Annotated in this window: 14 protein-coding genes and 1 riboswitch; of the genes, 13 read left to right on the forward strand and 1 reads right to left on the reverse strand. The window is 64.0% G+C overall.

What is annotated here, in order from left to right; translation table 11 throughout:
* The first annotated feature begins 174 nt into the window (after positions 1 to 174).
* The 10 genes from Mlute_RS11625 to Mlute_RS15670 all read left to right on the forward strand — a co-directional run bounded on the left by Mlute_RS11625 (position 175) and on the right by Mlute_RS15670 (position 6,344).
* Positions 175 to 1,233 (forward strand): pyridoxal phosphate-dependent aminotransferase, encoded by a 1,059-nt coding sequence (locus tag Mlute_RS11625; protein ID WP_119360802.1) that lies wholly within the window; start codon positions 175 to 177, stop codon positions 1,231 to 1,233.
* Positions 1,226 to 1,810 carry an imidazoleglycerol-phosphate dehydratase HisB gene (gene hisB, locus Mlute_RS11630; protein ID WP_119360803.1) on the forward strand — a complete coding sequence of 195 codons (585 nt, stop codon included), beginning with the start codon at positions 1,226 to 1,228 and terminating at the stop codon, positions 1,808 to 1,810. Before Mlute_RS11625 ends, hisB begins: the two co-directional genes overlap by 8 nt.
* Complete coding sequence (gene hisH / locus Mlute_RS11635) at positions 1,807 to 2,403, forward strand: imidazole glycerol phosphate synthase subunit HisH (RefSeq protein ID WP_119360804.1); 597 nt, start codon at positions 1,807 to 1,809, stop codon at positions 2,401 to 2,403. The genes hisB and hisH overlap by 4 nt, the downstream gene beginning before the upstream one ends.
* Positions 2,404 to 2,459: 56 nt before the next feature.
* Positions 2,460 to 2,948 carry a hypothetical protein gene (locus tag Mlute_RS11640; protein WP_119360805.1) on the forward strand — a complete coding sequence of 163 codons (489 nt, stop codon included), beginning with the start codon at positions 2,460 to 2,462 and terminating at the stop codon, positions 2,946 to 2,948.
* Between the two features lie 22 nt (positions 2,949 to 2,970).
* Positions 2,971 to 3,354, forward strand: a complete 384-nt coding sequence (locus Mlute_RS11645) for an S-adenosylmethionine decarboxylase family protein (protein WP_119360806.1) — start codon at positions 2,971 to 2,973, stop codon at positions 3,352 to 3,354.
* Between the two features lie 69 nt (positions 3,355 to 3,423).
* A complete protein-coding gene (gene speE, locus Mlute_RS11650) occupies positions 3,424 to 4,359 on the forward strand; it encodes a polyamine aminopropyltransferase (protein WP_119360807.1) in 936 nt (311 codons plus the stop codon).
* 47 nt (positions 4,360 to 4,406) lie between these two features.
* The gene (locus Mlute_RS11655) at positions 4,407 to 5,093 is read left to right on the forward strand and encodes a DsbA family protein (protein ID WP_119360808.1); all 687 of its coding nucleotides are present in this window, start codon (positions 4,407 to 4,409) and stop codon (positions 5,091 to 5,093) included.
* Positions 5,094 to 5,132: 39 nt separating this feature from the next.
* Positions 5,133 to 5,567 carry a cobalamin B12-binding domain-containing protein gene (locus Mlute_RS11660; protein ID WP_119360809.1) on the forward strand — a complete coding sequence of 145 codons (435 nt, stop codon included), beginning with the start codon at positions 5,133 to 5,135 and terminating at the stop codon, positions 5,565 to 5,567.
* On the forward strand, positions 5,564 to 6,166 hold the full coding sequence (locus Mlute_RS11665; protein WP_119360810.1) for a peroxidase-related enzyme: 603 nt from the start codon (positions 5,564 to 5,566) through the stop codon (positions 6,164 to 6,166). The genes Mlute_RS11660 and Mlute_RS11665 overlap by 4 nt, the downstream gene beginning before the upstream one ends.
* Position 6,167: 1 nt before the next feature.
* A complete protein-coding gene (locus Mlute_RS15670; protein WP_182482555.1) occupies positions 6,168 to 6,344 on the forward strand; it encodes a hypothetical protein in 177 nt (58 codons plus the stop codon).
* Between the two features lie 45 nt (positions 6,345 to 6,389).
* Here the strand turns inward: Mlute_RS15670 and Mlute_RS11670 are convergent, their stop codons facing one another.
* A complete protein-coding gene (locus Mlute_RS11670; protein ID WP_119360811.1) occupies positions 6,390 to 7,376 on the reverse strand; it encodes an ABC transporter substrate-binding protein in 987 nt (328 codons plus the stop codon).
* Positions 7,377 to 7,562: 186 nt separating this feature from the next.
* A riboswitch (FMN riboswitch) is annotated at positions 7,563 to 7,710 on the reverse strand.
* A gap of 76 nt (positions 7,711 to 7,786) precedes the next feature.
* Here Mlute_RS11670 and Mlute_RS16170 point away from each other — a divergent pair.
* From Mlute_RS16170 to Mlute_RS11690, 3 genes are all read left to right on the forward strand, one after another.
* Positions 7,787 to 8,518: a 4a-hydroxytetrahydrobiopterin dehydratase gene (locus Mlute_RS16170; protein ID WP_245958951.1), complete on the forward strand. Its 732-nt coding sequence runs from the start codon at positions 7,787 to 7,789 to the stop codon at positions 8,516 to 8,518.
* A 56-nt stretch (positions 8,519 to 8,574) separates the two neighbouring features.
* Positions 8,575 to 11,283, forward strand: a complete 2,709-nt coding sequence (locus tag Mlute_RS11685; protein WP_119360812.1) for a 2-oxoglutarate dehydrogenase E1 component — start codon at positions 8,575 to 8,577, stop codon at positions 11,281 to 11,283.
* Between the two features lie 48 nt (positions 11,284 to 11,331).
* A partial coding sequence (locus tag Mlute_RS11690; RefSeq protein WP_182482556.1) for a biotin/lipoyl-containing protein occupies positions 11,332 to 11,773 on the forward strand: 442 nt, incomplete at its 3' end.

The following is an 11,773-nucleotide window of genomic DNA, read 5'->3' on the forward strand; positions in this document are numbered from 1 at the left end:
CCTTTTCCGACTAGCCCGCCTCCTTCTGGCCCAGGGGCCCCCCTCCCTGCGGAGTGTGGCGGTGCGGACGCTCACAGGTCTTCTGCGGCAACGGGTACAGGGGTGGGAAAAGTGATGAGAGGTCAGCAAAGCCCAACCTTGACGGCGGGCCCCTGACTCTTGAGAATCTGGGGGATGAAGGCCTTCAAACCCCACCTTGGGGGCCTGCCCAGCTACCCCTACCAGGGGGTAGAGGCCCCCATCAAGCTTGACCAAAACGAAAGCCCCTACGACCTGCCGGCTGAGATCAAGGCCCGGGTGGTGGAGCGCCTAGCTGCTTTGAGCTACAACCGCTATCCTCGCTTGCACGCCGAGGATGTTCGGGAGCGGCTCTCAGCTTGGCTGGGCTGGCCCGTGGAGGGCTTGGTGCTCTCGCCAGGCTCGAACCTGCTCATTCAGGCCTTGGCCCAGGCGGCCTCCAGGGTGCTGGATGTCGCACCTTCCTTTCCCCACTACGCCTTCTCAGCCCGTATCGCCGCCACCCCTTACCAGGCGGTGCCCCTGGAAGAAGGCTTCGCCCTGCCGCTGAAGGGGTTGTTGCGGGCTATGGACGAGAGACCCGGGGTTCTCTTCCTAGCCAACCCCCATGCCCCCACCGGTCGGCTTTTCGCCGGGGAAGAGGTTGCCTGCCTGGCCGAGCGGGCTGGTGAGACGGGGTGGCTTCTGGTCATAGATGAGGCCTATCATCAGTTCTCCGGCAGCAACCACATGGAATTGGCCCGGAGCAACCCCCAGGTGGCCCTTTTGCGCACCTTCTCCAAGGCCTTCAGCCTGGGCGGGATACGCGCAGGCTATCTGATGGCCTCCCCTGAGGTGGCCCGGGTTCTTCAGAACTTTGTTCCGCCTTTTGGTCTTCCCGCTCACACCGCCCAGGTACTGCTGGCCGTGTTAGAAGCCCCCGCTTATGTTGAGGGGGTGGTGAGGACTTTGGTGGCTGAGCGGGAAAGGCTGTACCAGACCCTGCAGGCCCACCCCACCTGGCGGGTTTATCCAAGCCAGACCAACTTCCTGCTCATTCGCACCCCCGACGCGGCTTGGGCCTACCAGGGGCTTTTGCGCTGGGGCATTCTGGTCCGTCGGCAGGATCACTACCCTGGGCTGGAGGGCTGTATCCGGGTCTCGGTGGGCACCCCGGAGGAGAACGATCGCTTTTTGCAGGCCGCTTTCGCCCTCGCTGAGGTGCCCCATGCGTAGCGCCCAGGTGGAGCGCACCACCGCCGAGACCCGGATTTTGCTCAGCCTCGAGCTGGAAGGCCCCCCAGCGGGCCGGATTTCTACGGGCCTGCCCTTCCTGGACCACATGCTTTTGGCCTTGCAGCGGCACGGCCGCTTTGGGCTGAGCGTGGAAGCCCAGGGGGACTTGGCTGTGGACGTCCACCACCTGGTGGAAGATGTGGGCATTGCCCTGGGGATGGCGCTGAGGAGGGCTTTGGGGGAGGGGCAGGGCATAGAGCGCTATGGGGAGGCCACCGTGCCCATGGACGAGACCCTGGTTCAGGTGGTGCTTGATTTCTCGGGAAGGAGCCACCTGGCCTTTGCCCCCGAGGAACTAGGGGTAGAGGGCAGCGCGGGGGGGATGAACGCCTACCACCTGCGGGAGTTTTTGCGCGGGCTGTGCAACCACGCCGGGCTTACCCTCCACGTGCGGCTTTTGGCCGGTCGGGAGGCCCACCATGTGATAGAGGCTACCTTCAAGGCCCTGGCCCGGGCCCTCTACCAAGCCACCCGACTGACCCGGGGCGATCTACCCAGCACCAAAGGGGTGCTATGAGAACGCTGCTCATAGACTACGGCTCGGGCAACCTCCGCAGCGCGGCCAAAGCCCTCCAAGCCGCTGGTTACCGGGTTACCGTTTCCGCCGACCCCGCCGCGGTGCCCCACCACGACCTCTTGGTGCTGCCTGGGCAGGGACACTTTGGTCAGGTGATGCACTCCTTTCGGGCCTCGGGCTTTGAGGAGGGGGTGCGGCAGCACATCGCCTCGGGGAAACCCTTCTTGGGTATCTGCGTGGGGATGCAGGTCCTGTTTGAGGGCTCGGAAGAGGCTCCGGGGGTCTTAGGGCTGGGCCTGGTCAGGGGCCGGTTGAGGCGTTTTCAGGCTCCTCGGGTGCCCCAAATGGGCTGGAACACGGTGGAGTACACCGCCCACTTCCAGGGCCTCTCGGGGCGTTACTTCTACTTCGTGCACTCCTACTATGCGCCCTTGGTGGAGGGCAGCACGGGTTTGAGCGACTATGCGGGCACCCGGTTTACCGCTTTGTTCGCTCGAGACAATCTGGTGGCCCCGCAGTTTCACCCGGAAAAAAGTGGAGAGAGTGGGCTTGCCCTACTGGAGGCCGTTCGCTTCTACTTCTCCCGGCTTTGACCTCTGGGGATATTCCTCCCTACCCACGGCCTGGGTTTTATGGGCAACATGGGAGTATGTTCGGCCTTTGCGACCGGCGGCTGGGAGTTTTGGTGGGCCTGCTCTTCCTTCCCTTCGCCCTGCAGCTTCTGGGGTGGGCGAACACCCCTTTGGGAGGAGGGCCTTGTGGGCCCATCGCTTCTGAGCGGCTGCTGCTCGAGCAGCCCCAGGCCTTTTTCTACGCCCAGTTGATGCTTTGGGGCATATCCCTGCTCTTGGCCGACGGGTTTTTTATTCTGATGCTGGGCTTTATGCACAACGGGGTGGTGCCCCCGGCCCAGGCCCGCCCCTTTGTCTTTTTTGCCCTTGCTGTTGCCCTTTTTACTGCTTCCGTCTACCTTTTGGACCGTACCCTGGGGCTGCCGGTGCCCAGCCCGGTGGGGTGGCTGCTGGGAGGGCCGGAGCCGGCCGATGCGATCGGGGTTTTGATTACCTTGGTGCTCTTAGGGCAGGTGGTGGTTGCCCTTGGGTGGTTGCGCTCTTTGCCTGAGCGTTCCCTGGCCTGAACCTGTGTTAGCATAGAAAGCCGTGACGACGGTCGCGGGGGGTCGCTGGGTGGCGGAGATATACGGCTGCAACCTAGAGGTGCTGGAGAACCCCAGGCTGGTTGAGCTGGCCCTAAAGGACGCTGTGCTTAAGCTGGGGGCCCCTTCGGGAAGCATCCAGTCCACGGTTTACAAGTTTTATCCCCAAGGGCTTTCGGCGGCGGTGCTCTCTCCGGTGGCCGCGGTGATGATTCACACCTGGCCTGAGGACAACGCCTCCGCGGCCCTTGACCTCTACTTCTACAAACCGGATGTGGACCCCGAGTCGGTCTTGCGGGGGCTGGCCCGGGCCTTTGGGGCCCGCGAGGAGTCGGCCTTTCGCTTCTGGCGTGGGGGAGAGCACGAAATAAAGCGCAGAAAGCCCTAGGCATCACGCTTTGCGGTTTGAGGACGCCCTTGGGGCCTAGCCCGGGCGCCGATTTGCAGGAGGTCTGCCATGGAATACGGGATGTACTACCTCGAGCTGGTCACGCCCTACGAGTCCATCTTGCGCCGGATGAACAAGGTGTTGGCCTCGGGCCGCACCAAGTACCAAGAGTACTTCATCTTTGATACCGGGGCTTTTGGCAAGGTGTTGGTTTTGGACAAGGACGTGCAGTCCACCGAGCGCGATGAGTACATCTACCACGAAACCTTGGTGCATCCGGTTATGCTGGCCCACCCCAGGCCCCGCTCGGTTTTTGTGGTGGGTGGGGGTGAGGGGGCCACGCTGCGGGAGGTGCTCAAACACCCCACGGTGGAGCGGGTGGTGATGTGCGATATTGACGATGAGTTGGTGGAGATGGCCCGGAAGTACCTGCCCGAGTGGCACCAGGGGTCCTTTGACGATGCTCGAGCCCAGGTGGTCCACGCCGATGCTCGGGCCTGGCTGGAGGCACACCCCGAGACCTACGATGTGGTGATCGTGGACCTCAACGACCCAGTGGGCGAGGACAACCCGGCCCGGATGCTTTACACCGTGGAATTTTACGAGTTGGTCAAGCGCCGTCTTAACCCCGGCGGGCTTATGGCCATGCAGGCCGGGATGATTCTGCTTACCCACCACAGGATGCACCCGGTGGTCCACCACACCGTAAAGCAGGTCTTCCGCTACACCCGGAGCTACCACAACTACATCCCGGGCTTTATGCTCAACTTCGGTTTCATCGTGGCCTCGGACGCGGTGGACGTGGCTGGACTGAGCGAGGGTACGGTGGAGGCCCGCATCCTCGAGCGGGGGCTACAGCTCAAGCACCTGGACGCCGCTTACCTGGAGGCCATGTTCGTCCTGCCCAAAGACCTCAAGGAGGCTATCGCCAGCGAGCAGATGGTTTCCCGCGACGCGGCCCCTTTCTGGCTTACCGAAGAAGGGGAAGCCCGCCAGCAGGCTTAGCTAGGGCACCGCTATATTTTTCATAGAGACCCCGTAGAATCGTAGGTATGCAAAGAACCCTCTTTATCGCTGTGGCGGCGCTCGGCTTGGTGGTCGGGGCCCTTTTGTTCTTGGTCCTCCGGCCCAGGCCCAGCGCCAGCGCTTTGGACCCAGCCCAAAACCCCCGGTTCGTGATCGGCGACCCCCAGGCAAAGGTGACCGTGGTGGACTTTTCCAACTACCTGTGCAGCCACTGCCGCGACCACGCCAACGAGGTCTTTCCCTTCATCAAGCGCGACTACATAGACACGGGGAAGGTTCGCTACATCTTCCGCGACTTTCCCTTTACCGGCCAGGAAAACGTCATCCGGGCTGGGGAGGCCGCAGCTTGCGCTGCCGACAGCAACCTGTACGTGGAGTACCACGAGGCCCTGTTCAGGGCGCAGCTTCAGTGGGCCGGCTTGAGCGGGGAGGCCCTAGACCGCTACTTCGCCGATTTAGCGGGCCAGGTGGGTATGGCCCCGGCCACCTTCCTGCAGTGCCTCAAGTCGGGCAGCAAACGGGCTGGGGTGCTTGCCGACCAGAAGCTAGCCCTCGAGCTGGGCCTCACGGGTACCCCCAGCTTCTTCGTGAACGGCGAGCGGTACACCGGCCAACGCCCCTACTCGAGCTGGCGGGAGATTCTGGATAGGGCCCTGGCCGGCCAGTCGCCCAGCCAAGATGAGGGCGGCCAGAGTAGCCCCTATAGGCCCTGAGGTCTGGTCGGGGCGCGGTCCGTGGCGTAAGATGAGGCCATGGACAGAAGAATCCGGGTGCTCATCGCCAAGCCAGGGCTGGACGGGCACGACCGGGGGGCTAAGGTGGTGGCCCGCGCCCTGCGGGATGCGGGGATGGAGGTGATCTACACCGGGCTGCGCCAGACCCCGGAGATGATTGTTTCGGCGGCCCTGCAGGAGGATGTGGATGCGATCGGCCTCTCTATCCTCTCTGGGGCCCACATGCACTACTTCAGCGAGGTGCGCCGGCTCCTGCAGGAGCAGGGGGCGGACGACATCCTGCTCTTCGGTGGGGGGATCATCCCCGATGAGGACGTCCCCTACCTGAAGGCCATGGGGGTGGCGGCGGTTTTCGGTCCTGGCACCAGCACCCAAGACATCGTGGCTTTTCTGGAGCAGCGGGTGCCCGAGCGCTGGGCGGCCCAGCAGGAGGCCGAAGGGGGTGAGGCATGAGGGTGGATGAGAAGGAGCGGGCCGCGCCCACGGCCTGGCTGCGGGTGCCGGAGCCCGCGGAGCTACCGGAGGAGGTGCGGGCCCTTTTTGCTAGGTTTGAGGAGAAGACCGGCTTTGTGCCCAATGTGGCCCGCAACTTTGCCCTGCTGCCCGAACACTTTCTGCGCTGGTTCCGCTACTACGACCACCTCATGCGCAGCGAGGGGCACCTGAGCCGCAAAGAGCGGGAGATGATTGCGGTGGTGGTTTCGGCGATCAACCGCTGCGAGTACTGCTTGGCCTCCCACTCGGCCTACCTTCGCGAGCTGACCGGCGACCCGGTGCTTCCCGATGTGCTCATCGCCAACTTTCGCCGAGCCCCGCTAACTCCTAAGGAGCGGGCCCTTTTGGAGTTCGCCTACCGCATGACCGTGGCCTCGGAGAAGATGGATAGCGCTGATATTCAGGCCCTGCGCGCGCAGGGCCTTTCCGACGAGGCCATCTTTGAGGCGGCCCAGGTGGCGGCCATGTTTAACTTCACCAACCGCCTAGCCAACGCCCTAGGCTGGGTGCCCAACGAGGCCTACTACCACCTGCACCGCGTTCCTAAGGAGGGCTGACTTGGAAGGCCTGAAGCCCTTTGCCCTGTGGGCCTTGACTGCCCTTTTGGTAGCCCTTTTGCTCTTTTTGCTCCAGCAGCAGGGTTGGATTCCCAGCGGCTTCCCCTACTGGGCCTTGGGCCTGGTGGCGGTGCTGGCCTTGGGGTTTGCCAACCTTTTGACCCGAGGGCCCCGGTAAACACCAGCCCGGCCCCCACAGGAGGCCGGGGTTCTTGTGGGCTGCTTAGCGCTTAGCCAGCGTTTGGGCCTGCACCCCTGGCTGCAAGAACTCGTTGGTGTAGAAGGCGGTGGGGGGAAGCTCGGTCTTGACGCGCCCGGTCTGGCGTAGGAGGGTCAGGCTGCTCACCCAGGCCTGGGGGTCGGAGAAGCCCAGGCCCATCCGGCGGGTGTAGGTGGACTGGTAGAGCCGCACCGAGGCCCTAAGCACCGCCATGCGGTCTTCCCCTAGGTTAGGAACATAGCGCCGGGCGGCCTCAAAGCCCTGCCTGGGGTCGGCCAGTACCCGGGCCAGCCCTTCCTGGGAAGCGGCCAGGAAGCGCCGCACCATCTCGGGGTTCTCCAGAACCTTGTCGGTGGTGATGACCCCATTCCCTGGGCTTTTGTTGTAGGGCCCGGCGGGGATGATGTTGAGCTTGACCCCTCGAGCCTGCAAAAAGACGGGTTCGTTGTTGATGAAGCCCATCGCTGCGTCCACCCGTCCCGAGACCACCGCCTCGGCCTGGGTGAAGCCAATTTGGAGGAGCTTTACATCGCTTTCCTTAAGGCCAGCCGCGCGCAGCATGGCCTGGAGCGAGGTCAGGGAAACCCCAAACATCCCGGGCATGCCGATGGTTTTACCCTTTAGGTCGCGCACCGAGCGAATGTTTTTCTCCGCTAGGGAAAATATGGCGTTGGGCACCGACTGGTACATGGCCATCACGTACTTGAAGGGGGTGGCCTGGGGGTTTTGGGCCCGCAGGGCTATCACATCTTCGGCATCCCCCACCACGAAGTCCAGCCTGCCTTGGGCCAAAAGAGGGTACAGCTCGCTCACAAAGCCGTGCTGGAACTCCACCTCGAGCCCTCGCGCGGCGTAGAGCCCCTCGGTCACTGCAAGGTAAAAGGGGGCGAACTGAACGTCGGGGATGTAGCCGAGCCCCACCCGAACCTTTTGGTTTTGCGCAAACCCCAATGAAACGAACGCCATGAGCAAGAGTAGAAGCCTTTGCATCGGGTCTCCTCAGAAGCCGAAACAAGACGCACCAGGGGTCGGTGCAGGATGCTGCACCCAACCTGGCTTTCCTAAGCCGTGGGCCAAAAAGGGCAACGCTTGAGCTGCCCATCTCGCTGTGGTTGTTGGGGGGTTTTTAGGACGTGTCGCTCACCTTTCTTGCCCGGGCGCAGGGACGCCCAGACTCCACTCCTTCTCCCATCCGGACTTTCACCGTCGGCTTTGGGTTCTCACCAAATCGGGCCTGGATGAAGCGATTTCCAGGCTTCGCGGGCTCGTGCGCTTCTGCGCCATCACCGCCGGTGGGGAATTCCACCCCGCCCTGAAGGAATCGGGCCTCGCGGCCCAAAACTAGTTTATCCATAAGGCCTGGGCTTGCAAAGTACGGCGGACTAGATTTTCATGAGGAGGTGCGGCTTGAGCTGGAAAGCCTGCTCGCCCTGGCGGAGGAAGGGGTGCTGGAGCGTGGGCGGCAGCGCTTCTTACAGGGGGCCATCCTCGAGGCGGCCCGCGGGCGGCAGCGGTTGCAGGCCCGGGTGGCCGGGAGCAGCCCCTTCCCCTACCGGGTGGAGATTGACCTGCGCAAGGGAAGCTGGCGCTGTACCTGCCCTTACCAAGGCCCCATCTGCAAACACGTGGTGGCGGTGGCCTTAGCCGCCCTAGAGGCCCCGGAAATCTTTGTACGGCGTAGGCTGGGCCGGGCCTCTCTGGTGCACCTCGAACCTCTCCTGGCCCTTTCCGAAGGGGAGCTGATGCGCTTTTTGTGGGGGCTTGCCGAGGCCCGCCCGGGACTCCTATACGAGTTCGCCCACCATTGGCTCGAGCGCCATCGGGGAGAATGGGGGAGAGGAGGAGGTATGGCAGACCCTTTGAGTGAAACCGAGATTCAGCAAGGGCTGGCCCGGCTGCCCGGTTGGGCGGTGGTGGAGGGGCGGTTGGAAAAGACCTTCAGCTTCAGGAGCTACCCCGAGGGAGTGGCCTTTGCGGTGAGGGTGGCCCTTCTGGCCGAGCGCAGCGACCACCACCCGGACAGCCTGGAGATTATGTGGCGCAAGGTGCGGGTGGCCTACGTGACCCACTCCGCCGGGGGGATTACCCGGCTTGACCTCGAGGCCGCGGCCCAGGTGGAGGCCTTGGTGTGAGGGTTTGGCGGCTCACATCTTCAGCTGAAGAAGGGGTAGACTAAAGAGCCGTGAGTATGGAACACACCGTGGACAGTTCCAACCTGGCCTACCTCGAGGCCCTCTACCAGCAGTACCAGGAGAACCCTAGCTCCATTCCCCCTGAGTGGTCGCGCTACTTTCAGAACCTCCAGACCGAGCCCATAGGCGGCAACGGGGCGGTGGTGCCGCGACAACCTTCCGAGGCCGAGCTGTCAGAGATGGCCTCGTTTTTCCTGCGGGCGGTGCGGTTTTTGCGCACCTACCGCGAGCGGGGCCACCTCATCGCCCAGATAGACCCCCTGGGCCGCGAGCGCCGCACCCCCCCCGAGCTTGACCCCAGCTACTTTGGCCTAACCGAGGCCGATTTGGACCGGCCGGTGCCCCTCGAGCTGGGGGCCCCTACCCTCCGGGCGGTGTTGGAGCAGTATAAGGCCCGCTATGGCGGCACGGTGGGCATAGAGTACGGCCACCTGGACGACCCCACCGTGCGCAACTGGATTGAGGCGCGCTTGGCCGCGGGGTTCGCTAAGCCCACCCCAGAGCAAAAGCGCCGAATCCAGGAAAGGCTTATGCAGGCCACGCTCTTTGAGGAGTTCCTGCAGAAGAAGTACCTAGGGGCGAAAACCTTCAGCCTCGAGGGCACCGAGTCCCTCATTCCCCTCCTTGACCTGGCCCTAGAGGCCGCGGCCCGCCAGGGGGTGGTGGAGGTGGTGATGGGGATGGCCCACCGGGGCCGCCTTAACGTCCTGGCCAACGTGGTTAGGAAACCTCTGCGGGACATCTTCTTGGAATTTGAGGAACATTTCCCTGAGGGGTACCAGGGGGACGTGAAGTACCACCTGGGCTACTCCAGCGACATTGAAACCCCCTTTGGGAAGGTCCACCTCTCCCTCAACTTCAACCCTTCCCATCTGGAGTTCGTGGCCCCGGTGGCCATGGGCCGCACCCGGGCCAAGCAGGACCGCTTTGGGGATGTGCGAAGGGAGAAGGGGATGCTCCTTCTGGTCCACGGCGACGCGGCCTTCATTGGGGAGGGTATCGTCCAGGAGACCCTCAACATCTCCGGCCTGCCCGCCTACACCGTGGGAGGGGCTCTGCACATCATCCTCAACAACCAGGTGGGCTTTACCACCGAGCCCCATGAATACAGCTCGGGCCGCTACGCCACCGAGATTGCCAAGATGGTGGAGTCGCCCATCTTCCATGTGAACGCCGAGGACCCTGAGGCCTTGGTGGGGGTGGTGGAGCTGGCCATGGAGTTTCGCCGTACCTTTAAGCGGGATGTCTTCATTGACCTCATTGGCTACCGTAAGCGCGGCCACAACGAAACCGACGAGCCCAGCTTTACCCAGCCCGACATGTACCGCCGCATCGCGGCTAAAAAGCCTCTCTACCAGGTCTACCAGGCCAAGCTGGAGGCCGAGGGGGTTTGCACCAAGGAGGGCTGCGAGGGCCTGGCCAAGCAGTACCAGGAAACCCTCGAGGCGGCCTTCTCGGGCGCTCGGCGGGAGCCTACCCCTACCCGCCCGCCCGCTGGAGGAGGGGTCTGGAAGGGCTACCTGGGGGGGCCCGAGGAGGGGGTGCCCGACCCTGAGACCGGGGTGCCGCTGGAGAAGCTCTCGGCCCTTATGGAGGCCCTGACCCGCCTTCCGGAAGGCTTCTCCTTGCACCCCCGCCTGGGCAAGTTCCTGGAGGCCAGGCGCGAGATGGGCCAGAACAAGCGGCCTTTGGACTGGGCCGCGGCCGAGATGCTGGCCTTTGCCTCGCTGGCTGTGGAGGGGCACCGGGTGCGCATTTCTGGCCAGGACACGATCCGAGGCACTTTTACCCAGCGGCATGGGGCCTTTACCGACTACCGCACCGGGGAGCGCTACATCCCGGCCAACCATCTGGCCGAGGGCCAGGCCCCGGTGGAGCTGTATAACTCGGCCCTCTCCGAGGCAGGGGTGCTGGGCTTTGAGTACGGCTACAGCCTGGACATGCCCGACGCCTTGGTGGGGTGGGAGGCCCAGTACGGCGATTTCGTGAACACCGCGCAGGTCATCATAGACCAGTTCATTGCCTCGGCTGAGGCCAAGTGGAGCCGCCTTTCGGGCATCGTGCTTCTCTTGCCCCACGGCATGGAAGGGGGCGGGCCGGAGCACAGCAGCGCCCGACTGGAACGCTTCTTGCAGCTTTGCTCCAACGACAATATGCAGGTCGCCTACCCCACCACCCCGGCCCAGTACTTCCACCTGCTTCGGCGTCAGGTTAAGCGGCCTTGGCGGAAGCCCCTCATCGTGATGACCCCCAAGAGCCTTCTGCGCAATCCCGATGCGGTCTCACCCTTGGAAGACCTCACCAAAGGGCGCTTCCAGCGGGTGCTGGCGGGGCCTTCCAACCCCGGGGCCAGCCGGATACTCCTCTGCTCGGGTAAGGTCTACTACGACCTCGAGGCGGCCCGTCGGGCCGCGGGCAAGGACGATGTGGCCCTTATTCGCCTGGAGCAGCTCTACCCCTTCCCGCAAAAGGAGCTGGAGGCCGCTATGGCTGCCTACCCCAGCAGCGCCGAGGTGGTCTGGGTTCAGGAGGAGCCGGCCAACATGGGGGCATGGTGGTTTATCCGGGCCCGCTTTGGCGACCGGATATTCGGCCGTCCTCTGCGGGTGGTGGCCCGTCCCGAGTCCAGCAGCCCGGCGGTGGGGTCCAAGAAGGTGCACGACAAAGAGCAACAAGCCCTGGTGCGGCAGGCCTTAGGGCTTTAGGCCTAGGGTTGGCTAGGCGAGGGCGACCGGAAATCCCGGAGGAAGAAGATGCCTATCGAACTCAAAATTCCCCCTGTGGGGGAGTCCATCACCGAAGTGGAGATCGGCCAGTGGCTCAAGAGAGAAGGCGAACAGGTGCGGGCCGATGAGCCCGTGGTGGAGCTGGTGACCGACAAGGCCACCTTGGAGCTGCCGGCCCCCGCCAGTGGGGTGCTCAGCAAAATTCTCATCCCAAGCGGGCAGGCCCGGGTAGGGGATGTGGTGGCCCTGTTGGAGGAACAAGAGGTCCAAGCGGCCGAACCCGCTGCCCAAGCCGCTCCGAAGCCGCAGCCGGCCCCTTCCTCTCCGTCGGCGGCCGAGGCCAAGGTGATGCCGGCGGCCGCTCGTCTGGCTGCCCAAAGCGGGGTGGATGTGGCCAGCCTAAAGGGCAGCGGCCCTGGGGGGCGGGTGCTCAAGGAAGATGTTCAAAAAGCCCTCTCCACCCCAGCCC

It is taken from the genome of Meiothermus luteus, from assembly GCF_003574085.1.
In the GTDB taxonomy this organism is placed as follows: domain Bacteria; phylum Deinococcota; class Deinococci; order Deinococcales; family Thermaceae; genus Meiothermus; species Meiothermus luteus.

Excerpts from the sequence above, each read along its gene's own strand:
- Mlute_RS11625 (WP_119360802.1), top strand. The coding sequence starts at position 175 with ATGAAGGCCTTCAAACCCCACCTTGGGGGCCTGCCCAGCTACCCCTAC.
- hisB (WP_119360803.1), top strand. The coding sequence starts at position 1,226 with ATGCGTAGCGCCCAGGTGGAGCGCACCACCGCCGAGACCCGGATTTTG.
- Mlute_RS11660 (WP_119360809.1), top strand. The coding sequence starts at position 5,133 with ATGGACAGAAGAATCCGGGTGCTCATCGCCAAGCCAGGGCTGGACGGG.
- Mlute_RS11685 (WP_119360812.1), top strand. The coding sequence starts at position 8,575 with ATGGAACACACCGTGGACAGTTCCAACCTGGCCTACCTCGAGGCCCTC.
- Mlute_RS11665 (WP_119360810.1), top strand. The coding sequence starts at position 5,564 with ATGAGGGTGGATGAGAAGGAGCGGGCCGCGCCCACGGCCTGGCTGCGG.
- Mlute_RS11640 (WP_119360805.1), top strand. The coding sequence starts at position 2,460 with ATGTTCGGCCTTTGCGACCGGCGGCTGGGAGTTTTGGTGGGCCTGCTC.
- Mlute_RS11655 (WP_119360808.1), top strand. The coding sequence starts at position 4,407 with ATGCAAAGAACCCTCTTTATCGCTGTGGCGGCGCTCGGCTTGGTGGTC.
- hisH (WP_119360804.1), top strand. The coding sequence starts at position 1,807 with ATGAGAACGCTGCTCATAGACTACGGCTCGGGCAACCTCCGCAGCGCG.
- speE (WP_119360807.1), top strand. The coding sequence starts at position 3,424 with ATGGAATACGGGATGTACTACCTCGAGCTGGTCACGCCCTACGAGTCC.
- Mlute_RS11670 (WP_119360811.1), bottom strand. The coding sequence starts at position 7,376 with ATGCAAAGGCTTCTACTCTTGCTCATGGCGTTCGTTTCATTGGGGTTT.